The sequence below is a fragment of the Fusobacterium ulcerans ATCC 49185 genome, assembly GCF_900683735.1.
Classification (GTDB): domain Bacteria; phylum Fusobacteriota; class Fusobacteriia; order Fusobacteriales; family Fusobacteriaceae; genus Fusobacterium_A; species Fusobacterium_A ulcerans_A.
On the sequence record NZ_LR215979.1, the window covers coordinates 669641 to 691903 of the forward strand.

At 31.0% G+C, this 22263-nt stretch carries 20 protein-coding genes; 12 read left to right on the top strand and 8 right to left on the bottom strand.

The window, feature by feature from the left end; genetic code table 11:
• Positions 1-255 precede the first annotated feature (255 nt).
• The 3 genes from panF to E0E45_RS03020 all read right to left on the bottom strand — a co-directional run bounded on the left by panF (position 256) and on the right by E0E45_RS03020 (position 4094).
• Positions 256-1698 (bottom strand): sodium/pantothenate symporter, encoded by a 1443-nt coding sequence (panF, locus tag E0E45_RS03010; protein WP_130889790.1) that lies wholly within the window; start codon positions 1696-1698, stop codon positions 256-258.
• The gene (locus tag E0E45_RS03015) at positions 1698-1949 is read right to left on the bottom strand and encodes a YhdT family protein (RefSeq protein ID WP_005981906.1); all 252 of its coding nucleotides are present in this window, start codon (positions 1947-1949) and stop codon (positions 1698-1700) included. Before E0E45_RS03015 ends, panF begins: the two co-directional genes overlap by 1 nt.
• Positions 1950-2228: 279 nt before the next feature.
• The gene (locus tag E0E45_RS03020) at positions 2229-4094 is read right to left on the bottom strand and encodes a heavy metal translocating P-type ATPase (RefSeq protein WP_130889791.1); all 1866 of its coding nucleotides are present in this window, start codon (positions 4092-4094) and stop codon (positions 2229-2231) included.
• Positions 4095-4541: 447 nt separating this feature from the next.
• Between E0E45_RS03020 and E0E45_RS03025 the strand changes: the two genes are divergently transcribed.
• Positions 4542-4919: a Fur family transcriptional regulator gene (locus tag E0E45_RS03025; RefSeq protein ID WP_005981913.1), complete on the top strand. Its 378-nt coding sequence runs from the start codon at positions 4542-4544 to the stop codon at positions 4917-4919.
• A gap of 17 nt (positions 4920-4936) precedes the next feature.
• The gene (gene rbr, locus E0E45_RS17790; protein ID WP_130889792.1) at positions 4937-6979 is read left to right on the top strand and encodes a rubrerythrin; all 2043 of its coding nucleotides are present in this window, start codon (positions 4937-4939) and stop codon (positions 6977-6979) included.
• 118 nt (positions 6980-7097) lie between these two features.
• Here the strand turns inward: rbr and E0E45_RS03035 are convergent, their stop codons facing one another.
• Positions 7098-7370, bottom strand: coding sequence for a metal-sensing transcriptional repressor (locus tag E0E45_RS03035; protein WP_070579057.1), 273 nt, complete (start codon positions 7368-7370; stop codon positions 7098-7100).
• 97 nt (positions 7371-7467) lie between these two features.
• Entirely contained in the window at positions 7468-8433 is a 966-nt protein-coding gene (gene rsgA / locus E0E45_RS03040) for a ribosome small subunit-dependent GTPase A (RefSeq protein WP_130889793.1), read from the bottom strand.
• A 313-nt stretch (positions 8434-8746) separates the two neighbouring features.
• On the opposite strand from rsgA, the gene E0E45_RS03045 reads away from it, so the two are divergent.
• Both E0E45_RS03045 and E0E45_RS03050 read left to right on the top strand, forming a co-directional pair.
• A complete protein-coding gene (locus E0E45_RS03045; protein WP_130889794.1) occupies positions 8747-9160 on the top strand; it encodes a GNAT family N-acetyltransferase in 414 nt (137 codons plus the stop codon).
• 97 nt (positions 9161-9257) lie between these two features.
• Entirely contained in the window at positions 9258-9914 is a 657-nt protein-coding gene (locus tag E0E45_RS03050; protein ID WP_130889795.1) for a YczE/YyaS/YitT family protein, read from the top strand.
• 260 nt (positions 9915-10174) lie between these two features.
• On the opposite strand, the gene E0E45_RS03055 is transcribed toward E0E45_RS03050, so the two are convergent.
• Positions 10175-10627, bottom strand: coding sequence for a hypothetical protein (locus E0E45_RS03055; protein WP_130889796.1), 453 nt, complete (start codon positions 10625-10627; stop codon positions 10175-10177).
• 12 nt (positions 10628-10639) lie between these two features.
• A complete protein-coding gene (locus tag E0E45_RS03060; RefSeq protein ID WP_130889797.1) occupies positions 10640-11992 on the bottom strand; it encodes an MATE family efflux transporter in 1353 nt (450 codons plus the stop codon).
• Positions 11993-12188: 196 nt separating this feature from the next.
• Between E0E45_RS03060 and E0E45_RS03065 the strand changes: the two genes are divergently transcribed.
• Complete coding sequence (locus tag E0E45_RS03065) at positions 12189-12458, top strand: co-chaperone GroES (protein ID WP_130889798.1); 270 nt, start codon at positions 12189-12191, stop codon at positions 12456-12458.
• A 16-nt stretch (positions 12459-12474) separates the two neighbouring features.
• Positions 12475-14094, top strand: a complete 1620-nt coding sequence (groL, locus tag E0E45_RS03070; RefSeq protein WP_130889799.1) for a chaperonin GroEL — start codon at positions 12475-12477, stop codon at positions 14092-14094.
• Between the two features lie 65 nt (positions 14095-14159).
• On the opposite strand, the gene gltS is transcribed toward groL, so the two are convergent.
• Positions 14160-15347 carry a sodium/glutamate symporter gene (gltS, locus tag E0E45_RS03075; RefSeq protein WP_130889800.1) on the bottom strand — a complete coding sequence of 396 codons (1188 nt, stop codon included), beginning with the start codon at positions 15345-15347 and terminating at the stop codon, positions 14160-14162.
• Positions 15348-15684: 337 nt separating this feature from the next.
• On the opposite strand from gltS, the gene E0E45_RS03080 reads away from it, so the two are divergent.
• The 6 genes from E0E45_RS03080 to E0E45_RS03105 all read left to right on the top strand — a co-directional run bounded on the left by E0E45_RS03080 (position 15685) and on the right by E0E45_RS03105 (position 22238).
• Complete coding sequence (locus tag E0E45_RS03080) at positions 15685-17415, top strand: phospho-sugar mutase (protein WP_130889801.1); 1731 nt, start codon at positions 15685-15687, stop codon at positions 17413-17415.
• Between the two features lie 25 nt (positions 17416-17440).
• Positions 17441-18517, top strand: coding sequence for a radical SAM family heme chaperone HemW (hemW, locus tag E0E45_RS03085; RefSeq protein WP_130889802.1), 1077 nt, complete (start codon positions 17441-17443; stop codon positions 18515-18517).
• 14 nt (positions 18518-18531) lie between these two features.
• Positions 18532-19209: a YggS family pyridoxal phosphate-dependent enzyme gene (locus tag E0E45_RS03090; protein ID WP_130889803.1), complete on the top strand. Its 678-nt coding sequence runs from the start codon at positions 18532-18534 to the stop codon at positions 19207-19209.
• A gap of 14 nt (positions 19210-19223) precedes the next feature.
• Positions 19224-19772: a cell division protein SepF gene (locus E0E45_RS03095; protein ID WP_130889804.1), complete on the top strand. Its 549-nt coding sequence runs from the start codon at positions 19224-19226 to the stop codon at positions 19770-19772.
• A gap of 2 nt (positions 19773-19774) precedes the next feature.
• Entirely contained in the window at positions 19775-20776 is a 1002-nt protein-coding gene (locus E0E45_RS03100) for a 7-cyano-7-deazaguanine synthase (protein WP_130889805.1), read from the top strand.
• A 130-nt stretch (positions 20777-20906) separates the two neighbouring features.
• Positions 20907-22238, top strand: a complete 1332-nt coding sequence (locus E0E45_RS03105; protein ID WP_130889806.1) for an alanine/glycine:cation symporter family protein — start codon at positions 20907-20909, stop codon at positions 22236-22238.
• Positions 22239-22263 lie beyond the last annotated feature (25 nt).

The following is a 22263-nucleotide window of genomic DNA, read 5'->3' on the forward strand; positions in this document are numbered from 1 at the left end:
CTAAGTTTAAATAGAAAAGTTATATATTTTATATTCCTTAAAAAGTCGAATAATGTTTAAATTGACCTTAACATAATTATTGGCATATGAAATTTTATTAGAACTGAGTATGAGCACTATTATACATATGACAAATATTATTATGTTAAATAAAAACATATTCTGACCTCCCCTTGATTTATTTGTTGTTCAGAGTATAAACCTAAATTAAAAAAAATGCAAGAGAAATTTTTTAAAATTACAAAAAAATAATACTTAATTACCAAAAAATAAGTTGTCTATCTTTTGTGAATTAGGCTTTCCAAGAAGAGAACCTCCAATGAAAAGTATTACAGAAAAAATTATCACAGGAACAATTTGATGCATTCCAATAAATTTTACGTCCATAATTACCATATATAAATAAGATATAACACTGAATACCATTGAAACAGCTGCTCCAGTGGCATTAGCTTTTTTCCAGTATAGACCAAAAAGTATAGGACAGAAAAAAGCTGCTTCCTGACCAGCTAGTGCAAAAAGATTTATCCATACCAGAAGCTGTGGAGGATTTAAAGCTAAAACAAAAACAATTATTCCCAGTGTGAGGGAAGTTACAAGAGAAAGCTTTTTAATTCTTGCTTCGCTGGGATTTTTTTCTATATAGTTTATATATAAATCTTTGACAATAGCAGCAGATGACATTATGAGCAGAGAATCTACTGATGACATAATAGCAGCAAGAGGACCAGCAATAAAAATACCAGCAAGTATAGGATACATATTTTTTATTGCAAGTATAGGAATTATTTTATCTCCTACTTCAATTCCAGGTTCTACTGCTATTCCCATTACTCCTACTAAATGCATTCCAAGCATAAGCAGACCTACAAATGAAGTTCCGATTATCATAGCTCTATGCATAGCTTTGCTGTCTTTAAATCCCATACATCGAACTTCAGTGACAGGAAGTCCTAATACTCCTATTCCTACCAGCATCCAGAAAGATAATATAAAAGGTTTTGATACAGCACCTCCGCCATCAGGAGTCAGGAGAGAACAATTAGTTTCAAGAACTTTCTTCATGATGTTTTCCATGCCACCGCCTTTATTCAGGATTATCACAAATAAAAGCCCAGTGGCAAGAAGCATGACTATTCCCTGTATGGCATCTGTTATAGTTACAGCACGAAATCCTCCAAAAGTTGTATAGATAATTACTACAGCAGAAAATATTATAAGTCCAAGAGTATAGGAATATCCTGTTACACTTTCAAATAATCTGGCTCCTCCTACAAATTGAGCTACAATAGTTCCGATGAAAAATATGAGCATCATAAGAGATGAAAGAATAATAACAAGGTTACTCTCATATCTTGCTCTTAAAAAATCTGTTATAGTGACACCATTTATTTTTCTTGATATAATGGCAAGCTTTTTTCCCAATACTCCAAGAGTGAGAAAAGCGGTAGGAACTTGAATACAAGCAAGAAATACCCAGCTGAGCCCTAATTTATATGCTATTCCGGGACCGCCTATAAAAGAGCTGGCTCCTACATAGGAACTGATAAGAGTCATAGCAAGAACAAGACCTCCCATGCTCCTGCTTCCAATAAAGTATTCCTCTATAAACTTTCCACTTTCATTTTTGTATTTTCCCATTTTCCATGCTATAAGAAGAATAACTAAAATATAGATTATTATTGGAATTATTATCATTATTCTTCCTCCTGATTTAAATCAATATCTTTAAAGAAAAATTTTACTGCTAAAAAAACAAGTATGTTAATGAGAAACAGTCCAACAACACATGAATAAAAAAACCATCTAGGCAACCCTAAAATAAATTTATATTCTGAAGGGGGAATATTTTCATCAATATATCCCCAGAAATACCACCATATAAAATATATTAAATAAAGAATAATAGTAATAACGACTTCTTTGTTTATTTGTTTTCTTACATTCATTTTTCACCTCTTATTGAAATTTATTTGCTATACAAGAGGATAATATATTAAAATACAAAAAAAATCAATTTTTTTTACATACAATTAACAAAAAATATTTATCTGGAATATTTTTATACTTGGATAGATTATAAAAAAGGCTGATTCATAAGTCTGAATATTATTTTAATAATTTTTCAATAAAAGAGGAGAAAATTTTAAAACCTCTCAATTTTCAAATATTTAAAATTCATTCTAACTTTTAAATCAGCTTGTTGATATTTCTAATATTTTTAAATCTTATGCAAATTTACGATCATAAAGGAGAGCGGCGTTTAATACAACAAGAACAGATCCTACATTGTGCACAAGAGCTCCAGTGATAGGATTCAGCAGTCCCATAACAGATAAAATAATTGCTGCAAGATTTATAACCATAGAAGCAGTGATGTTGAATTTTATAGTTTTTATAGTGGCTGTAGATAATTTTTTCAGATATGGAATTTTTTCTATATTATCTCCCATAAGAGCAATATCAGAAGCTTCAACAGCAATATCAGTACCCATACTTGCCATAGATACTCCTACATCAGCAGTTTTCAGAGCAGGAGCATCGTTTACTCCATCTCCTATCATACAGACTTTATTTCCATCTTCTTCCAATTTTTTTATATATGTAACTTTTTCAGCTGGAAGAAGCTCAGAATATACATTTTCAATTCCTACTTCTTCAGCAAAATAATCTGCTGTCTGTTTGTGATCTCCTGTAAGAAGAACTACCCTTGATCCCATATTTTTCAATTTTACTACTATTTCTTTAGCAGTAGGGCGAATAGTATCTGATAGAGCTATTATACCTATACATTCTCTATTTTTTCCTACTAATATTGATACTTTTCCCTGTTTACGAAGATTTTCCAGAATACTTTCAATATTTTCATCTAAAATTATTCCCTGTTCTTGAAGAAATCTGCTGTTTCCACAATATATTTCATTATTTTCAATTTTTGCTGCAATCCCTTTTCCCGGAATCATTTTGAAGTCTTCCATTTCCAGAAATTCTACATTCTGTTTTTTTCCATGTTCCACAATAGCTTTTCCCAATGGGTGTTCAGACCTTTTTTCAGAAGAACAAGCCAGTTTTAATAATTCATTTTCTGTTGCTGAAGAAGTTGTTATAATATCACTTATTTTCAACTTTCCAAAGGTAAGCGTACCTGTTTTATCAAAGGCAATACAGTTGACTTTTCCCATTTTTTCCAGTGCTTCTCCAGATTTTATTAAAACTCCATTTTTAGCAGCCTGTCCCACAGCTGCCATGATAGATGTAGGAGTGGCAAGAGCCAGAGCACAAGGACAGAAAACAACTAAAACAGTAACTGCTCTAATAATATCAGATGTGATAAAATATGCTGCAACAGCTATAATTAAAGCTGCTGGAACTAGCCAACCAGCCCATTTGTCAACGATTCTCTGCATTGGAGCTTTGTTTTCTTCAGCTTCTTTTACCATTCTTATAAGTTTTTGAAGAGAAGAATCTTCTCCAATTTTAGTGGCTATGATGTCAATAGAGCCATCACAGTTTACAGTACCGCAAAAAACTTCATCTCCAATAGTTTTATCTATAGGAAGTGATTCCCCTGTCATTATAGACTGGTCAACAGATGAATTTCCAAAAATTATTTTTCCATCTACAGGAATTATTTCTCCTGGGAGTACTCTCAATATATCATCTTTGTATATTTCCTCAATTGGAACAATTTTTTCTGTTGTTTTTTCATTTTCTTTTATTATTTTACGTCCCTGTTGAGGGGATAATTTTATAAGCTGGCTAATACCTTTTTTTGCTCTGTTTACAGTAATATCTTCCAGTATTTCCCCTATTGCCATAATAAAGGCAATTTCACCAGCTGCAAATATCTCTCCTATTGCAACAGATGCAACTATTGCAGTAGAGACTAAAAGTTCAGATGAAATAGTTTTTTCACAAAAAAGAGCTGTTAAAGCTCCATATAAGATAGGAATACCAGATATTATTATTGGTACCCATGCTAGATTTATAGGAAGTTCTATCCCTGTAAGCATACAAACAAGACTTATTCCTAAAAATATTCCTCCTATGATTGTCATAGGAATACTGCTTAAAAATTCTTCTGCTTTTTCCAAAGTATTTCCCCCTTAAATTTTATAAATTAAATTTTAAAAATATTGATTATAACTATAATTGCTCATATCAAAGTCATACTTCCATAAACTTTTCTGCTGTCTTTATCGTGCTTTTCTTTGATGAAAAAAATGAAGTCCAGCAAGCAGAAGACAAAAACCAGCTATGATCATGAAAATAGTAAAATACATAAACTCCTCCTTTAATAATTAAAAATTGGATGTAAAAGCAATATACCCATACGGGTATAATTATACCTATAGGGGTATATGAAGTCAAGAAAAAAATAAAAAAATTATTTAAAATAAATTGATTCTTTTCCAGTATTTTCTTTGGTTGGAATAAAAATATAATCCATACTCTTGTATAAAGACGAAAAAAAGCTTGATTTTTTATAAAAAATATATTATTATCTTATTGAGACTAAGTATCAATAAGGAGGTGTTAGGATGAAAAGGAATACACCGCAAAAAAAAGCTATATTTGAAGTAATAAAAGAACTAGACAACCATCCTACTGCTGCTGTATTAATGGAAGAACTGGAAAAAAGAGGATATAAAGTAAGTAGAGCAACTGTTTTCAGAGTATTGAATGAAGCTGAAAAAGATGGAATAATTACTAAGATAAGTTCTCCAGATGGAGAGGACAGATATGATCCTCATACAGAAAAACATTATCATTTGAGATGTAAAATCTGTGGAAAAATAATTGACAGTACTTATCCTTATCACGAGATTATCAATCACGAAGATGAAGATGGGTTTTTAATAGAAAGTCATAATTTAGAGTTTGTAGGAATATGTAAAGAGTGTAAGAAAAAAATGTAATTTTAGGAGGAAATGCCGTGAGTAAACACTTATCAATGGATATCAGAGTTCCTATTGAGCTTGATAATCCGTCAATTATGCGTTTTGAAGAAAAATGTATTAAGTGTGGTATGTGCAGAGATATATGCCGTGATTATATAGGCGTACATGGAACATACAGTTTGAAAGATACAAATGATACAGCTGTTTGTATTAACTGTGGTCAATGTGCTAATGTATGTCCAGCAAGCAGTATCACAGAAAAATACGAGTATCAGCAGATTGCTGAAGCAGTAAAAAACAAAGATAAGATAGTTATTTTTTCAACTTCTCCTTCAGTAAGAGTAGCCTTGGGTGAAGAATTTGGAATGGAGAAAGGGAGCTTAGTAGAAGGAAAGATGGTATCTCTTTTGAGAGCATTGGGAGGAAACTATATTCTTGATACTAACTTTGCAGCTGACCTTACTATAGTGGAGGAAGCAAGCGAACTTATTCAAAGAATAACTACTGGAAGCAAACCTTTGCCGCAGTTTACAAGCTGCTGTCCAGCATGGGTAAAATATGCAGAGATCTATCATCCAGAAATACTGCCTAATCTATCTACTGCAAAGAGTCCTATTGGAATGCAGGGTCCAACTATAAAAACTTATTTTGCTAAAAAGATGAATATTGACCCTGAAAAAATAGTAAATGTAGCTGTGACACCATGTACAGCGAAAAAGTTTGAAATTCGCAGAGATGAAATGAAAGATGCTGGTAAAAAACTTGGAATAGAAGATATGCGTGATATGGATTATGTAATCACTACAAGAGAGTTGGCTCTTTGGGCTAAAGAAGCAGGAGTGGATTTTAAAGCTTTAGAAGAATCATCATTTGATAAAGTGATGGGAGAATCTACAGGAGCAGGAATAATATTCGGAAACACAGGTGGAGTAATGGAAGCAGCACTTCGTACAGCTTATGAGTATGTTACTCATGAAAAAGCACCTGCTGACTTATTCGAATTAAAAGAAGTTCGTGGGATGGAAGGAATAAAAGAAGCTGAAATAAAGGTTGGCAACTTAATTGTAAATGTAGCAGTAATATATGGTACAGAGAATGCAGATAAGGTTATAGAGAAAGTTAAAAATGGTGAGAAATCATATCATTTTATAGAAGTGATGACTTGTCCAGGTGGATGTATTGGTGGAGGAGGTCAGCCTAAAGATCTTGATAAAGAAAGAGATGAAATAAATCAAAAAAGAATAGACAGCCTATATAAAAAAGATACACTTACACCAATAAGAAGCAGTCACGAAAATAGTGAAATAATAGTGTTATATAAAGAGTTTTATGGTCATCCATTGAGTGAGCTGGCAGAAGAAATGCTGCATACTCAATATTATGATAGAAGTAAAGAATTAGGAAAAGGAGAGGATAATATGAAAAAATTTAGATGTACAGTATGTGGATATATTCATGAAGGGGAAACTGCACCTGAAAAGTGCCCAGTATGTAAACAAGGGGCAGACAAATTTGTTTTAGTAGAAGAAGAGAAAGCTTCTGGAAGCAAATATGCAGGAACTAAAACTGAGAAAAATCTTATGGAAGCTTTTTCTGGAGAATCACAAGCTAGAAACAAATATAAATATTTCTCACAAGTAGCACAAAGAGAAGGATTTGAACAAATAGCTGCTATATTTATGGAAACTTCTGAGCAAGAGAGCCAACATGCTAAAATGTGGTATGAAGAATTCCACGGACTTGGAAATACAGCTGAAAACTTAAAAACTGCTGCTGAGGGAGAAAATGGCGAGTGGACAGATATGTATGCTCGTATGGCTAAAGAAGCAAGAGAAGAAGGATTTGAAGAGTTAGCTGTTAAATTTGAAAATGTAGCTAGAGTAGAAAAAGAGCATGAAGAAAGATACTTAAAACTTCTTGCTAATGTTGAGAAAAACCTTGTATTCAAAAATGAGGGAGAAACTAAATGGATGTGCAGACAGTGCGGACATGTACATTATGGTGCTGAAGCTCCTGAAAGTTGTCCAACTTGTGGATTTGCTAAAGCTTACTTTGAAAGAAAAGCTGAAAACTATTAAGATAAAATAAGACAGTAAAAAATCTGTCTGAATTAAAAAAGAGGATATCTTCAAGGAGATTAGATTCAATACTTTTCTCCTTAGAGGAATCCTCTTTTTCTTTAAAATTTTTTAGTAGCTACATTCTTGAAAACTGTTCAATAGCTTTAGTAAATTTTTCAATAGTTTTTTCTGAATCTCCATGTTCAATTCCTTCACGAACACAATGATTCAAATGCCCTTCCAATATTAGCTGCCCTACTTTATGTAATGCACTTTTGGTAGCATTTACTTGAATAAGAACGTCTTCACATGGAATATCTTCATCAATCATTTTATCTATAGCATTTAACTGCCCGATGATTTTTTTTATTCTTACATGAAGAGTCTTAGAGTCCATACATTTTTTCATTTTTACACCATCCTTTATACTGCTAGGGGTATCTGAATTCTAACACAGGATCTTTACTCTGTCAAAAATAAAAGGCAGATATTGCATAAGTGGGAAGCTATTTATTACTAAGCTTTTTTCTTGCACTTAATGATCCCATCATATTTTTTACTTTTTCTTTTTCCATAAATTTATGTCCATGTAAAAGTTTGTTTTGAGTATTAACTATTTCTTTTTTTAATTTGAAGTAGTTATTCAGCCTTTCCTGAGAAATTTCTCCTGATTCAACAGCTTTGATTACAGCACATCCAGGTTCAGAAGTATGAGTACAGTCGCTGAATCTGCATTGAAGAGCAAGTTCTTCAATATCTTTAAAAGCAGTATCAGTATCTCCATTCCATATTTGAAGTTCTCTCATACCAGGAGTATCAATTATGAAACCATTTCCAACTTTAAATATTTCCCTGCTTGTAGTAGTATGTCTTCCTTTAGAATCAAATTCTCTGATATTAAAAGTTTTGATAATATCCTCTCCAATAAGTTTATTGATGAGAGTTGATTTTCCTACTCCTGAAGAACCTATTAAAGCAATAGTAGAACCATTTTTTAAATAATCTTTTAGTTCCTCAATACCTTTATCTTTATAAGATGAAACTATATGAAGAGGGACACCAAAAGCAATAGATTCCAATTCAGATACTTTTTCAGAAATATTATCTTCTAAATCAGCTTTAGTCAGAATAAAAGCTGGAATAGCACCAGAATCATATACCAGAGTGAGATATCTTTCCAATCTTTTTATATTAAAATCTTTATTTAAAGAAGTAACTATAAAAATATAGTCGACATTACTGACTATAACCTGCTCTCTCATATCTTTTCCAGCAGCTTTTCTGGATAGTTTCGTTTTTCTGGGAAGTATATCAATTATTTGTTTTTCTTCACTGACAGCAACATAATCTCCAACTACAGGAAATAATTTTTCCAATATCATTTTTCCAGTTATAACAGCATTGATTTCCTCAGTTCCATTTGAAATTTTGTATATATTTTTTCCTATAGATATAACTCTATAATTATTCATTTTTTTCTCCTTTACTATTATTAATATTTGAATTTTTATTTTCAAATCCTATAATAGAAAGGGTTCTTAGAGCACCTTCCTATTATAGGAAGAATACACTATCCATTTTTTTCATAAAACCACACCTCCATAAAATATATTTTATTATATCATAAAAAAAATTAAATTAAGTAAATTTTATTTTAGAAAATTTATATAAGATGGAAACCAAGGTTGATTAATTATAAAATATAAATAATATGAATAAGTAGTAGATTTTGCTGTGATATGTTAGAATAAAAAGTAAGATAATTAAATATTAAGAGGTGTAAAAATGGACTTTAAAATTACTGATAAAATTGAAAAAGAAGATGAAGAAATTATTTTTCAAGGATTATTAGAATATAATTTATCAAGAATAGAGGATAAAACTCCTAAAGATTTAGGAATTTTTTTATTAAATGAGAATGGAGAGAAAACTGCAGGGTTGATAGGAAATACACATGGTAATTGGCTTTCCATAAAATATTTGTGGGTAAGTGAAGAATTAAGAGAGAAAAAGATAGGAAGCCAGATTTTAGAACAGGCAGAAGAAACAGCTAGAACAAGGGGATGTAAATATGTATTTTTAGATACTTTTAGTTTTCAGGCACCAGCATTTTATAAAAAATATGGTTATAGAGAAGTGTTTGTCTTGGAAAATTATCCTATATTTGGAAAAAGATATTATTTAACTAAGATACTTTAATGTGATTTAAAATAACTGATAAAATCATAGAAATAAAAATGAATATGTAGTAAGATAGAAGTATTGTAGAATAGTAACATTTTATTCAGGGGGAAAAATGAAAAAAGAAGTTATAAGATTTATTAAATTATTTATTGGATTGTTTGCTTGTGCATTGGGGTGTATGGTAATTTTAAAAGCAAACCTTGGATTATCTCCATGGGATGTTCTTCATCAGGGATTATCTAAAACTCTGGGAATAACAATAGGGCAGGCAAGTATAGGTTTAGGATTAATGATAGTTGTATTAGATATATTTTTAGGACAGCCAATAGGTCTTGGAACAGTATTAAACTTTATGTCCATAGGAGTTTTCATGGATTTAATATTATACTTAAATTTTATTCCAATTGCAGAATCTCTGCCTTTAAAAATAGTTATGCTGTTGATAGGGATTTTAATTTATAGTTATGGTATTTTTCTATATATGGTACAAGGAATGGGATGTGGACCAAGAGATGGATTTATGCAGATACTTACTAAAAGAACAAAATATTCAGTAGGACTTATAAAAAATGTAATAGAAATAATTGCATTTTCTTTAGGATGGCTGCTGGGAGGGGAGCTTGGACTGGGAACAATAATTACAGCTCTCTCTATGGGAATTATTTTAGAGATAATGTTTAAATATTATAATGTAGATGTGAAAGAACTTCAGCATAGAAATATCAAAGAAGAAATAAAACACTTAAGTAAAATTGGAAAAGCAAAATAAATATAAACAGAAATCCAGAATTATCTTTCAATTTAGAATTTAAAATTAAGGAAATCATTTATTATAAAATAGAATTGGACAATAAGTTCCCAGGAGAGGTTATGAAAAAAATACTTTATTGTATATTTTTACCATTTTATTTTATCTATCTTTTTATATTAGGAATTGCAGAAACTGTAAAAGAAGATAAAAACAATAAAGAATTTTAAAAATAAAATTATGAGAATAAAAACTACCTTCAAATTATGAAGGCAGTTTTTTTATTCTTCGCTAATATCTGAAAAAGATTGTCCAATTATAAGATCAAGAGCAGTATCAAGTGAGTCCTTGAATCTTCTTTCTATCATCATAAATAATTTTAAAAGAATTTCTTTCTCATCTGCTAAATTTAGGTATTGTGTTGTAAAATCATCATCATTGTTTTTTTCAGCATCTTCCATAAGTTCATATATTTCAAATAATTTTAAAATTATTGTATCTTCCTTATCAAAAGATTTTTGTTGTTTTATTCTTTCGATTTTTATTCTTACATATTCTAAAATGATTTCTTCTTCCCATATCTTATTTTTTGCAAGATAATATTTATAAATAGAATTTCCAAGAGTTTTTTCTAAGTTTTTAACAGGGAAAAATTTTCCAAAAGTTGATATATTTATATCTAAAAACTCCTGTTCTAAATCAATTGTATTTTCTTCTAATTCTTTTTCTGGCATAATTTTATTCTCCTATACAGTAACATCTCTTATCCATTTTAAAGTTTTATATCTGAATAATGAAGAAGCAAGTTTTATAACTTCTGAAAAATCTGCTATTCCAACCAAAATATAAACAGGGACTTTGTAATATGCTCCAATGAAAGCCACTGGAACAGCATAGAACCATAGTGGAAATATGTCTAAACAAAATGCAACTTTTGTATCTCCTCCTGCTCTGAATAATCCTATAAGTAGAGTCCAATTAATCATTTTTAGAAAAACAAACATACCAACAGTTCTCATAGTTTTCACAGCCATTATATGTGTTTCTGGTGGCAGATGATACAATGAAACAATAGTATTAGTAAGACCTTGAACAAGTAAAAGACTAATTATAGCCATTCCAAAAGCTATTTGCAGTATTTTTCTTGAATAGGTAATAACTTTATTTTTATCTCCCTTTCCAATAGTATGTCCAATTATAACTGAAGCTGAATTAGATATTCCCATAAATAATATAGAAGAAATAGCAGTGATAATATCAGCTATCTGTACACAGGCTGCTTGTGTAGTTCCAAGTTTTGAATATGCTACTGAAAGAGAAACTACTCCGAGTATCCACAACATTTCTGTAAGAAAAACAGGAGTAGAAATTTTTATTATTTCTTTTATAAGATTTTTAGGAAGATTTAAATATGATTGGATATTTCCCTTCAAATTAAAATCTTTTTTATAAACTATAAATAAAATAGTTGAAAGTTCTAACATTCTAGCAATAACAGTTGCTAAAGCAGCTCCCCTTTCTTCTAAACGTGGAAATCCTAAATTACCATATATAAAGCAGTAATTGAAAAATGTATTTGCAGTAACCCCAATAGAAGCAGATATCATAGGTATTCTAGTAAGCCCCATAGCTCTTAGACAGAAGCCTATGCTAAAAGAGATGGCATAAAATGTATAAGAAAACAGTGCCCTTCTAATATAAGATACTCCAATAGATAAAACCTGTGGTTCTTTAGTAAAAATTCCAATTATTTTTTCAGCTCCAATAAAAGTGATAATAGAAAAGATAAGAGAAAGGGTAATACCTGCAAGAACAAGTTTTCCTAATATTCTTCTTATCATTTCAAAGTTTTTTTTACCAAAATATTGAGCTATAAATACTCCCATACCACTGCACAATCCAAATAAGAAAAGATCCAGTATTCTGTAGACACTGTTGGCAAATCCAACTGCGGCAATAAATTCAGTTCCTAATCTCCCTATCATCAGATTATCAATAAAGTTTAGTGATGAAGATATGAGCTGCTGTATCATTAAAGGTATTCCAATAGTAAGGAAACTCTTATAAAATTCAGATAAATCTACTTTTTCTTTTTGCATGAATCCTCCCAAGATAAATATGCTATTTAGATATTTTATCAATAAAAAAATCAAAATACAAGAGTCATAAAAAGAAAATAAAAAATTGAAAAAAAGTATTGACAGAGAAAAGTAAATGTTTTAATATGTATATGTAAAAACTAGCACTCGTTATCAATGAGTGCTAATAAAAAATAATTAAATGGAGGGATATGTTGTGAATATCAGACCAATAGGAGAAAGAGTTTTAATTAAACTTGTGAAAATGGAAGAGAAAACTGCAAGTGGAATTATTCTTCCAGGAGCTGGAGATAAGGAAAAGCCTAATTTAGGTGAAATCATTGCAGTAGGAAAGGGAGAAAAACTATCTGATATTAAGGTTGGAGAAAAGGTAGTTTATGCTAAATTTTCTGGAACTGAGATAAAGGATGGAGAAGAGAAATATCTTATTTTAAATATAGAAGATATACTAGCAGTAGTTGAATAATCAGGAGGGATATATAATGGCAAAAATATTAAAATTTGATGAAGAAGCAAGAAAAAAACTTGAAAAAGGTGTAAATATATTAGCAGATGCAGTAAAGATAACATTAGGACCAAGAGGAAGAAATGTTGTTCTTGAAAAAAGTTATGGATCACCACTTATTACAAATGATGGTGTATCTATTGCAAAAGAAATAGAACTGGAAGATCCATTTGAGAATATGGGAGCTCAATTAGTAAAAGAAGTAGCAACTAAGTCAAATGATGTAGCAGGAGATGGAACTACAACAGCCACTATATTAGCTCAGGCAATAGTAAAAGAAGGATTGAAAATGGTAAGTGCAGGAGCAAATCCTATGTTTATCAAGAAAGGTATTGATAAAGCAACAAAAGAAGTTATTGAGCACCTAAAAGCAAGAGCTAAAAAAATTCAATCTAATGATGAAATAGCACAAGTAGCGTCAGTATCAGCAGGAGATGAAGAAATTGGAAAACTTATAGCTCAGGCTATGGAAAAAGTTGGAGAAACAGGAGTTATAACTGTAGAAGAAGCAAAATCTCTTGAAACAACTTTAGAAGTAGTAGAGGGAATGCAATTTGATAAAGGATATATTTCTCCTTATATGGTAACAGATACTGAAAGAATGACAGCAGAACTTGATAATCCATATATTCTTATAACAGATAAAAAAATATCAAGCATGAAAGATATACTTCCAGTATTGGAAGAAACAGTACAAGCTTCAAGACCAGTGCTTATAATAGCAGATGAACTTGAAGGGGAAGCACTTACTACACTTGTAATCAATAAATTAAGAGGAACTTTAAATGTTGTAGCAGTAAAAGCACCAGCATTTGGTGACAGAAGAAAGGCTATGTTGGAAGATATAGCAGTCCTTACTGGTGGAGAAGTAATTTCTGAAGAAAAAGGAATGAAACTTGAAGAAACAACTATTACTCAGTTAGGAAGAGCTAAAAAAGTAAAAGTAACAAAAGATATGACTGTAGTAGTAGATGGAATGGGAACAAGTGAAGATATCAAAGGAAGAGTAAATTCTATAAAAAATCAAATAGAAGCTACAACTTCTGATTATGATAAAGAAAAATTGCAAGAAAGGCTTGCTAAATTATCTGGTGGAGTAGCTGTTATAAAAGTAGGAGCAGCTACAGAAACAGAAATGAAAGATAAAAAATTGAGAATAGAAGATGCTCTAAATGCTACAAGAGCAGCAGTAGAAGAAGGAATAGTACCTGGAGGAGGAACTATTTTATTAGAAATTGTAAAAGCTATGGAAAACTTCAAACTTGAAGGTGAAGAAGGTATTGGAGTAGAAATAGTTAAAAAGGCATTGACTTCACCACTAAGACAAATAGCAGAAAATGCTGGAGTAGATGGAGCAGTTGTTGTAGAAAAAGTAAGAGAAATGGAAGAAGGATTTGGATTTAATGCTGCAACTGAAAAATATGTAAATATGGTAGAAGCAGGAATTATAGATCCAGCTAAGGTAACTAGATCAGCAATACAAAATGCTGCATCAGTATCTTCGTTGATACTTACTACTGAAGTATTAGTTGCTACTAAAAAAGAGGCAAAAGAACCTGAAATGGGTAATCCTGGAATGATGCCTGGAATGATGTAATTATAATAGAATAATAAAAACCTCTCCTTAAAGGAGAGGTTTTTTGATTGAGGTTAAAAAAGGGATTATTTAACCAAATTTATAAAAAATGTGATAATAGCAGCATTGAAAAAATCAATAAATAGTCCACCAACAATAGGAATAACAAAAAATGCTTTAGGTGATGGTAAATATTTTTCTGTGAGAGCTTCCATATTAGCAAGAGCTTTTGGAGTAGTACCAAAACCACATCCACAGTGTCCACCTGTCATAACAGCAGCATCATAATCTCTACCAGTAATATTGAAAGTAACAAAATATGCAAATCCACCCATAAGAATAGTTTGACCAACAAGCATAAGGATTAAAGGTAGAGCTAATTCTTTTAATTCCCATAATTTGAAACTCATAAGTGTCATTGAAAGAAACATAGCAAGAGTAAAACTTCCAATAATAGAGATTATATCCAAATCAATTTCAAATTTTCCTGAATAGTCAGACATGTTTCTCATAATAGATGCTGCGAACATTGCTCCTATATATGGAGGAAGAACTAGACCTAAACTGCTTAGAAAATTTGAAATCAGGCTTCCAGCTCCCATGGCTATAACAATTTGAAACCCAGTTGGAAGAACTCTTTTAGCAGAAAGAAATTCATTTTTATTTCTAGAACTTTCAAAATCAGATTTATTATTTTTCTTTTCAAGCAATTCATGTTTCTTTATAAGTCTTTTACATATAGGACCAGCAATTATACTTCCTGCAATAAGGGCGTAAGTAGCAGTTGCCATAGCAACCATAGTTGCTCCTTGAGCACCAAACTGTTCTATGATAGGGCCAAAAGCTCCAGCAGTACCAGGACCTCCAGTAGTAGCAAGAGAACCAGTAGCAAGTCCAATAAGTAGATTTATATGAAGGAATTTAGCCATTGCTACTCCAAAGATGTTTTGAAGAATAGCAAGACCTACAGCAGCCAGTAAAAACATTAAAACAGGAATTCCAGCTTTTTTTAATAATTTTATACTTGCAGAGAAACCAACTGTTGTGAAGAAGGCTATCATAAAAACTTCTCTCAATGTATCTTCAAATACAAAAGAAAAAATACCAGTTTCATGTCCTATCAAAGTCAGTATAGAGAATATAGTCCCTCCTGTAACTGCGTCAGGAATACAGTTTTCTTTTAGAAATTTGAAAGTGTTGTTGATAAATTTTCCAAAATAAAGAACTAAGACAGCTAATGCCATAGTTTGAATAGTGGTAAGATTTAATACCATTTTGTGTCCTCCTTGAAAATATTGATTATTTTATACCGTAAAAAAATTATATTCTAATTATATATAAAATATACTACAAGAATCAATATACCACACTTTTTATATATAGTTCAAATATATATAATATATTAAATTTAAATAAAGTTAAATTTTATAAATGTTTTGTATATTTATAAGTCATTTGTCTAAAAAAATGAAACACTAAAAAGAGAAAAAGGAAGGGATTAAAAAAAATTTTTAAAAAAATATTTTCTAAATAAGGTTCAAATGAGGTATAATATATATTAGAATAATCTTTAACCGAAATGAAAATCTTAAGATATTTGGAGGAATGGGTATGGAAAAAGAAATTTTAAAAAGATATGAAATGTGGTTAGCTTCAGACTATCTTGATAAAGAAGATAGAGAAGAATTAATGAGCATAAAAGGAAATAATGCAGAGATTGAAAGCAGATTCTATACAGACTTAAGTTTTGGCACTGCTGGAATGAGAGGAGTAAGAGGAATAGGGAGAAACAGAATCAATAAATATAATATAAGAAAAGCAACACAAGGACTTGCCAATTATATCATAGAAAGCACAGGTGAAACTGGAAAGAAAAAAGGAGTTGCTATAGCTTATGACTGCAGAATAGGTTCTGTTGAATATGCATTAAATACTGCTCTTGTTTTAGCAGGAAATGGGATAAAAGCTTATCTTTTTACATCATTAAGATCAACACCTGAACTTTCATTTGCTACAAGAGAATTAAAAGCTCAAGCAGGGGTAATGGTAACAGCTTCTCATAACCCTCAGGAATATAATGGATATAAAGTATACTGGGAAGATGGAGCACAAATAGTAGAACCTCAGGCAAGTGGTATAGTAAATGGGGTGAACAATGTAGATATATTTAAGGATATAAAAATGATTTCAGAAGAGGAAGCTAAAACTAAAGGATTATTAGAATATATTGGTAAAGAAGTAGATGATAGATTTGTAGAGGAAGTGGAAAAACAGGCTATCAATAGAGATATACCTGGAAAGAAAGATTTTAAAATAGTTTATTCACCACTTCATGGAACAGGAAGAGTAGCAGTACAGAGAGTATTGAGAGAAATGGGATTTGACTCTGTATATACAGTACCTGAGCAGGAAATGCCAGATGGAATGTTCCCAACTTGTTCATATGCCAATCCAGAAGATAAAGCTGTATTTAAATTAAGTACAGCACTGGCTGATAAAATAGGAGCAGATATCTGTCTTGCTAATGATCCAGATGCTGATAGAACTGGTATGGCAATTAGAGATAATGAAGGAAACTGGGTATATCCTAATGGAAATCAAATAGGAGTTCTTTTAATGAACTATCTATTAGAAATGAATAAAAATATACCAGCTAATGGATCTATAATATCTACAATAGTTTCTACTCCTATGCTTGATGTGATAGCTAAAGACAAAGGAATAAAATTATACAGAACACTTACAGGATTTAAATATATAGGAGAAAAAATTAGACAGTTTGAAACTAAAGAACTTGATGGAACTTTCTTGTTTGGATTTGAAGAATCTATTGGATATTTAGTAGGAACACATGTAAGAGATAAAGATGCTGTAGTAGCTACTTTAATGATATCTGAAATGGCAGCTTATTATAACAGTATTGGGACAACTGTATATAAAGAACTAAATAAATTATATGATAAATATGGATGGTTTGTTGAAGAAACAGTTGCTATAACTAAACAAGGCAAAGATGGATTAGAAGAAATTGGAAGAATAATGGAAAATCTTAGAACACATGAACATAAAGAAGTAGCAGGAAAAAAAGTTGAATGTTATAAAGATTTTAAACTTCAAGTAGAAAAAAATATGAAAACAGGAGAAACATCAAAAATAGATCTGCCTAAGTCAGATGTTATTCAATTCATACTTGAAGATGGAACTTATGTAACAGCAAGACCATCTGGAACTGAGCCAAAAATTAAATATTATATCTGTGTTGTAGACTCAACTAAAGAAAAATCATTAGCTAAACTTGAAGAGATAAAAGCTGGATTCCAAGCTTATGTAGATTCATTATAATTTAAATATAAATGGAGGAAAATCATTGGTAGATGGAATATATATACATATTCCTTTCTGTTTAAACAAATGCAATTACTGCGATTTTCTATCATTCAAATCTAATAAAGAGAGCAGAAAGAAATATGTAGATTATTTATTGAAGGAAATAGAATTATATCCTTCATATAAATATAATACAGTTTACTTTGGGGGTGGTACCCCCTCTCTTTTGGATTTAGAAGATATAGAAAGAATATTGGAAAAACTAGATATAGAAGAAGGAGCAGAGGTAACTCTTGAAGTAAATCCTAAAACTGTAGATTATGACAAACTTGTCCAATTAAAAAAAATCGGAATAAACAGATTGAGTATAGGAATACAATCATTTGATGAAAAATATTTGAGAATACTTGGAAGAATGCATTCTTCTGAAGAGGGAATAGAAACTTATTATAATGCAAGAAAAGCTGGATTTGAAAATATAAGTCTTGATTTGATGTTTTCACTGCCAGGACAAAGTGTGAAAGAAGTAGAAAATGATTTGAAGAAACTGTTAAGTATAAAGCCAGAACATTTTTCTATTTATTCACTTATTTGGGAAGAGGGAACTATATTTTTTGAGAAACTGAAAAAAGGACTTCTAAGAGAAACTGAAAATGAAATAGAAGCAGATATGTTTGAAAGAATAATAGATACAGCTGAAAAGGCAGGATATATTCATTACGAAATATCTAATTTTTCTCTACCTGAGAAGGGAGCTGTCCATAACACAAAATACTGGGAAAATAAAGAATATCTAGGAATTGGATTAGGAGCTTCTGGATATATTGATGATATAAGATATAAAAATGAGATGAAATTTTTAGAATATTATGATAGTATAGAAAGTAGAACAAAACCAATTATGGAAAAAGAAGAGATAACTTTGAAAGAAAAAAAGGAATATAAATATATTCTAGGTTTTAGACTTTTAAAAAAAGGAGTTAAGCCAGATGGGGAGTATATTGAAAAGTGTATATCTCTTGAAAAAAGAGGTTATCTTATGAAAAAAGGTGAATATTTTATTTTGACCAGAAAAGGACTTATGGTTGCAAATGATGTATTAGATGAATTTATATGAGGAGTTGAAAAATAATGGGTGATATAAAAAAGAATATTTCAGAAATAGAAGAGGATATAAAAAAGCACTCATTAAATCCTGAAAAGTCAAGATTTATAGCTGTTACAAAATATGTAGGGCCAGAAGAGATGCTTCCAATAATAGATTGCGGAGTAAAAGTTTTTGGAGAAAACAAAGCTCAGGTTATGAAGGATAAACAGGAAAAATTTAATGAAATGGGAATAAAAGATGTAGAATGGCATTTCATTGGAAATCTTCAAAAAAATAAAGTTAAGTATATTGCTGAGTATGTAAAAATGATACATTCAGTAAATAAACTCTCTCTTGCTCAAGAGATTGACAAAAGAGCAAAACAGTATAATAGAATCATTGACGTTCTTCTTGAAATAAATATAGCTGGAGAAGAGAGTAAGGAAGGATATGATTTGGAAGAGCTGTACAAAGAACTTCCTCAGTTGATGGAACTGAAAAATATAAATATAATTGGACTTATGACTATGGCTCCATTCGTTGAAGATGAAGAGCTGTTGAGAAGTGTATTTAAAAGATTAAGAGAAATAAAAGATGAATTGAATGAAAAATGGTTTAAAGGAAAATTGGTTGAACTTTCTATGGGAATGACTAACGACTACAAGATAGCATTGGAAGAAGGGGCAACATTGATAAGAATAGGCAGAAAGATTTTTCAATAGGAGGTTTTAATAGAATGAAAAAAAAAGAAGGCGGAAAAAACTCTTTTAAAGTTTTTCAAGATTTAAAAGAACTTTTAGGGATAGATAATCCTGAAACAAATGAAATAGATGAGATGGATGGACTGGAAGGTCTTGATGAAACAGGAATAATTGAAGTTAATTCTAATGGAAAAGATATTGAAACTTCTGCTCCAAAAGAAAGTACATCATTAAATCTAGGTGGATATGGCAAATCTTCTTCAAGTCTAGAAGCAGAATTGAATGCTGGAGGAAATTATCAAACTATATTTGTAGATCCTAAAACTTTTGCTGATTGTAAAAAGATAGCTGCATACATAAAGAGTGATAAAATGGTAACTTTAAATCTGGAATATCTTGATCTGCCTACAGCTCAAAGATTGATGGATTTCCTAGCAGGAGCTATGAGTATAAAAGGTGCCAGTTTTATTGAAATAAGTAAAAAAGTATATACTGCTGTTCCTAAGAGTATGAAAGTATACTATGAAGGAAAAAAAGACAGTAAAGGAAGAACAATTTTAGATTTTGGAAGAGAGGAAAAATAGAAGTGGAAAAAAAGATAAAGGCATTAGCTCTTTTTTCTGGAGGGCTGGATAGTGCGCTTGCTGTAAAAGTTGTAAAAGACCAGGGAGTAGAGGTTATAGCCCTGAACTTTGTTTCGCATTTTTTTGGTGGTAAAAATGAAAAAGCAGAAAAAATGGCAGAGCAGCTTGGAATAAAACTAAAATATATAGATTTTAAAAGAAGACATACAGAAATATTAAAAAATCCAGTATATGGAAGAGGGAAAAATATGAATCCATGTATTGACTGCCATTCACTAATGTTTAAGATAGCAGGGGAACTTTTAGAAGGATATGGAGCTCAATTTGTAATATCTGGAGAAGTACTTGGTCAAAGACCAATGTCACAGAATGCAGCTGCATTAGAAAAAGTAAAAAAACTTTCAGGAATGGACGATTTAGTATTAAGACCATTGTCAGCTAAACTTCTTCCTCCAAGCAAGGCAGAACTGGAAGGATGGATAGACAGAGAAAAACTTCTTGATATTCAGGGTAGAGGTAGAGGAAGACAGATGGATCTTATGAAATACTATGGGATTGAAGATTACCCTACACCAGGTGGAGGATGTTTGCTGACTGATCCAGCTTATTCAGACAGGCTGGAAATATTAGAGAAGGATGGACTTCTTGAAGAGGAAAATTCATATCTGTTCCATTTGTTAAAAGTAGGAAGATTCTATAGATTGGATAAAGGAAAATATTTCTTCATTGGAAGAGATGAAGAAGGAAATAATAAGATAGATCAATATAAAGAAGTAGGAAGTCTTCATGTAACAGGATGTCAGATAGCAGGGCCTCATATACTTGGTTATGGTGAGTTTACAGAAGAGGAAAAACAGTTTGCAGTAGATTTATTTTCAAGATATTCTAAAGTAAAAGGGAAAAGAGAGATAGAAGTTAGAGTAAATGGCAATATAGTAAAAGTTCTCCCAGTGGATATTGAGAAAGTAGAAGAAAAGATAAAAGAGTTTCAAATAGTAGGATAGTAGAATAGAAAATATAAAGTAAAAAATTAAAAGAGTCTAATTCAAAAATTACTTGTATCTATTCACATCAGAGGGATATAAAGTATTTTTGTATCAGGCTCTTTTTTTGTATTTAAAAATTGGAGGAAAAATGAATTCTTTTGAGTCAATAGTTAATTTTATGAATAATATTATGTGGAATAAAAATTTATTAGTAGTAATATTAGTGGTGAGTGGAATAATATTTACTGTAAAAACAAAAGGAGTACAGTTCAGATTATTTGGTCATATGATATCTCTCATAACAGAAAAAACGAAAAAAAATAGGGATGGAATAAGTTCGTTTCAGGCTTTTTGTATAAGTACAGCTTCAAGAGTAGGAGTAGGAAATCTGGCAGGAGTAGTAGCAGCAGTTTCAGTAGGAGGCCCAGGATCAGTCTTTTGGATGTGGGTAGTTGCTCTTTTGAGTTCAGCTACTGCATTTGTAGAATCAACAATAGCTTTGATATATAGGGAAAAGGATCCTCAAGGTGGATATAGAGGAGGGGCTCCATATTTTCTTACAAAAGGATTGAATAAGAAATGGCTGGGAGTTTTATTTGTAATATTTGCCCTCATATGCTGGGCTGGAGTATTTCAGATAATATCTAACTCTGTAACTGAATCTTTCAATACTGCTTTTGGAATAAGTACAAGAATTACATCTATAGTAATTGTAATGCTGGCAGCAGCAGTTCTTTTTGGAAGAAGGGATAAAATAGTAAAAGTTCTGGATAAAATGGTTCCTGCAATGGCAACTGTTTACCTTATTGTAGTTATTTTTATTATATTAAAAAATATAACTATACTTCCAGCAACAATCAAGGATATTTTTGAACATGCCTTTGGAATAAAGCAATTTCTGGGGGGAACATTTGGAAGCGTAGTAATGCAGGGAGTAAAAAGAGGATTGTTTTCTAATGAAGCAGGGTCAGGATCTGCTCCATGTGCAGCAGCAGCAGCTGATATAGATCATCCAGTAAAGCAGGGGTTAGTACAAGCTTTAGGTGTGTTTGTAGATACTATATTGATATGCAGTGCAACGGCTTTTGTTATACTTTTATCAAAGGGAGATATTGCAGAAGGAATTGGAGGGATGACACTCCTCCAAGAATCATTTAGATATCAGGTAGGAAACTGGGGAGTTGCATTTACAGCTGTTATATTGTTCCTATTTTCCTTCAGTACTATATTGGGTGTAAGTTTCTATGCTAAACCAAATTTAGCCTTTTTATGTGACAAACCATGGCTTCAGGAAGCATTTAAAATCTTTACTCTGTTAATGCTTTTTGTTGGTGGAGTAAGACAGAACTTTTTAGTATGGAATCTGGCTGATTTAGGATTGGGACTTATGACAATAGTTAATCTTATAGGAGTATATCCATTAACTTATAAAGCGATTGAATCATTAAAAGAATATGAAAAAGAATATATAAAGAAATAAAAAAAATGGGTAACCTCTTGGATAC

Excerpts from the sequence above, each read along its gene's own strand:
- E0E45_RS03080 (WP_130889801.1), top strand. The coding sequence starts at position 15,685 with ATGGAAAAAGAAATTTTAAAAAGATATGAAATGTGGTTAGCTTCAGAC.
- gltS (WP_130889800.1), bottom strand. The coding sequence starts at position 15,347 with ATGGTATTAAATCTTACCACTATTCAAACTATGGCATTAGCTGTCTTA.
- E0E45_RS03050 (WP_130889795.1), top strand. The coding sequence starts at position 9,258 with ATGAAAAAAGAAGTTATAAGATTTATTAAATTATTTATTGGATTGTTT.
- E0E45_RS03035 (WP_070579057.1), bottom strand. The coding sequence starts at position 7,370 with ATGAAAAAATGTATGGACTCTAAGACTCTTCATGTAAGAATAAAAAAA.
- E0E45_RS03055 (WP_130889796.1), bottom strand. The coding sequence starts at position 10,627 with ATGCCAGAAAAAGAATTAGAAGAAAATACAATTGATTTAGAACAGGAG.
- groL (WP_130889799.1), top strand. The coding sequence starts at position 12,475 with ATGGCAAAAATATTAAAATTTGATGAAGAAGCAAGAAAAAAACTTGAA.
- E0E45_RS03095 (WP_130889804.1), top strand. The coding sequence starts at position 19,224 with ATGAAAAAAAAAGAAGGCGGAAAAAACTCTTTTAAAGTTTTTCAAGAT.
- panF (WP_130889790.1), bottom strand. The coding sequence starts at position 1,698 with ATGATAATAATTCCAATAATAATCTATATTTTAGTTATTCTTCTTATA.
- E0E45_RS03045 (WP_130889794.1), top strand. The coding sequence starts at position 8,747 with ATGGACTTTAAAATTACTGATAAAATTGAAAAAGAAGATGAAGAAATT.
- E0E45_RS03015 (WP_005981906.1), bottom strand. The coding sequence starts at position 1,949 with ATGAATGTAAGAAAACAAATAAACAAAGAAGTCGTTATTACTATTATT.
- E0E45_RS03060 (WP_130889797.1), bottom strand. The coding sequence starts at position 11,992 with ATGCAAAAAGAAAAAGTAGATTTATCTGAATTTTATAAGAGTTTCCTT.
- rsgA (WP_130889793.1), bottom strand. The coding sequence starts at position 8,433 with ATGAATAATTATAGAGTTATATCTATAGGAAAAAATATATACAAAATT.
- E0E45_RS03090 (WP_130889803.1), top strand. The coding sequence starts at position 18,532 with ATGGGTGATATAAAAAAGAATATTTCAGAAATAGAAGAGGATATAAAA.
- E0E45_RS03025 (WP_005981913.1), top strand. The coding sequence starts at position 4,542 with ATGAAAAGGAATACACCGCAAAAAAAAGCTATATTTGAAGTAATAAAA.
- E0E45_RS03105 (WP_130889806.1), top strand. The coding sequence starts at position 20,907 with ATGAATTCTTTTGAGTCAATAGTTAATTTTATGAATAATATTATGTGG.